Raw genomic sequence first — 1306 nt, forward strand, 5'->3', positions numbered from 1 at the left:
TGAATCGCCCCGTGTTTGCCAGAGACTCAATAACTTGAGAAACTGGAACTATGAAAAAATCAAATCGCTATACATCAGAATTTCGTGAACGTGCAATTAGGCTTGTTACTACACAACAGCATGAATACCCTTCTCTTTGGGCTGCGCTAGTATCGATTTCAGATAAACTGGGATGTACACCAGAAACACTTAGAGCATGGGTCAAGAAATCTCAAGCTCAACCGTCTAAACCATCTTCTAACACTCAATCAACTGAAGAACGACTTGCCGCTTTAGAGCGCGAGAATAAAGAACTCAAGCGAACGAATGACATTTTGAGGCAGGCCGCCGCTTTTTTCGCCCAAGCGGAGCTCGACCGCAAACAGAAATAAGCGTGGCTTTTATAGATGCTTATCGTGAGCATTACAGTGTCGAGTCAATTTGCAAAGAATTACCGATTGCACCATCAACGTATTATTCTCATAAACAGATACAAAGAGAGCCTGAGCGACTGTCTAACCGCAAAAAACGTGATGCTGAGCTGATGATACTCATTCGCGAAGTGTGGGAGGATAATATGTCAGTTTATGGTGCAAGAAAAATATGGAAGCAGTTACAGCTTGACGACCATCAAGTCGCTCGCTGTACGGTCGAACGATTGATGCGAATTATGGGCATTCAAGGTGTTCGTCGAGGGAAAGCACATAAGACAACGATACCTGACGAGCAACAAGATAAGCCATTGGATTTAGTTAATCGTCAATTTACTGCTGAGCAGCCGAATCAACTTTGGGTCGCTGATATTACCTATGTTGCCACATGGAGTGGCTTTGTTTACGTCGCTTTCGTGATAGATGTATTTTCACGATACATTGTAGGTTGGCGTGTATCAACGACAATGCACACAGAGCTTATTCTTGATGCGTTAGAGCAAGCTATTTGGCATCGTGGTAACCCCGAGGGGTTAATTCACCACAGTGACAGAGGCAGTCAATATTTGTCGATAAGGTACACTGAGCGACTTGCTGAAGCTGGAATTCAGGCCTCTGTAGGGAGTGTGGGTGACTCTTATGATAATGCATTAGCTGAAACAATAAATGGCTTATTTAAAACAGAAGTTATTCGCAGAAATGGCCCGTGGAAAAATGTTGATGCTGTTGAATACGCAACGTTAGAGTGGGTTAATTGGTTTAATAATCAACGCCTATTATCTTCAATTGGGTATATTTCACCAGCTCAATATGAAACAGACTACTATGATAATTTAAACCAGTCAGGTAAAGTGGCTTGACTTAAACAAACTGGTCTCCGATGAACTCGGGGCGAT

The 1306-nt window shown here is 42.7% G+C and carries 1 protein-coding gene and 1 other annotated feature; the gene reads left to right on the top strand.

The annotated features are described in order from the left end of the window. Positions 1 to 50: 50 nt before the first annotated feature. A protein-coding gene (locus J8M01_RS23700) for an IS3 family transposase (RefSeq protein ID WP_247671268.1) occupies positions 51 to 1270 on the top strand; the annotation gives its coding sequence in 2 pieces (ribosomal slippage) (positions 51 to 339 and positions 339 to 1270; 1221 coding nt in all). Then, positions 329 to 445, top strand: a sequence feature (AL1L pseudoknot). (Overlaps the previous gene by 117 nt.) Positions 1271 to 1306 lie beyond the last annotated feature (36 nt).

The sequence above is a fragment of the Pseudoalteromonas sp. MMG005 genome, assembly GCF_018101015.1.
In the GTDB taxonomy this organism is placed as follows: domain Bacteria; phylum Pseudomonadota; class Gammaproteobacteria; order Enterobacterales; family Alteromonadaceae; genus Pseudoalteromonas; species Pseudoalteromonas aurantia.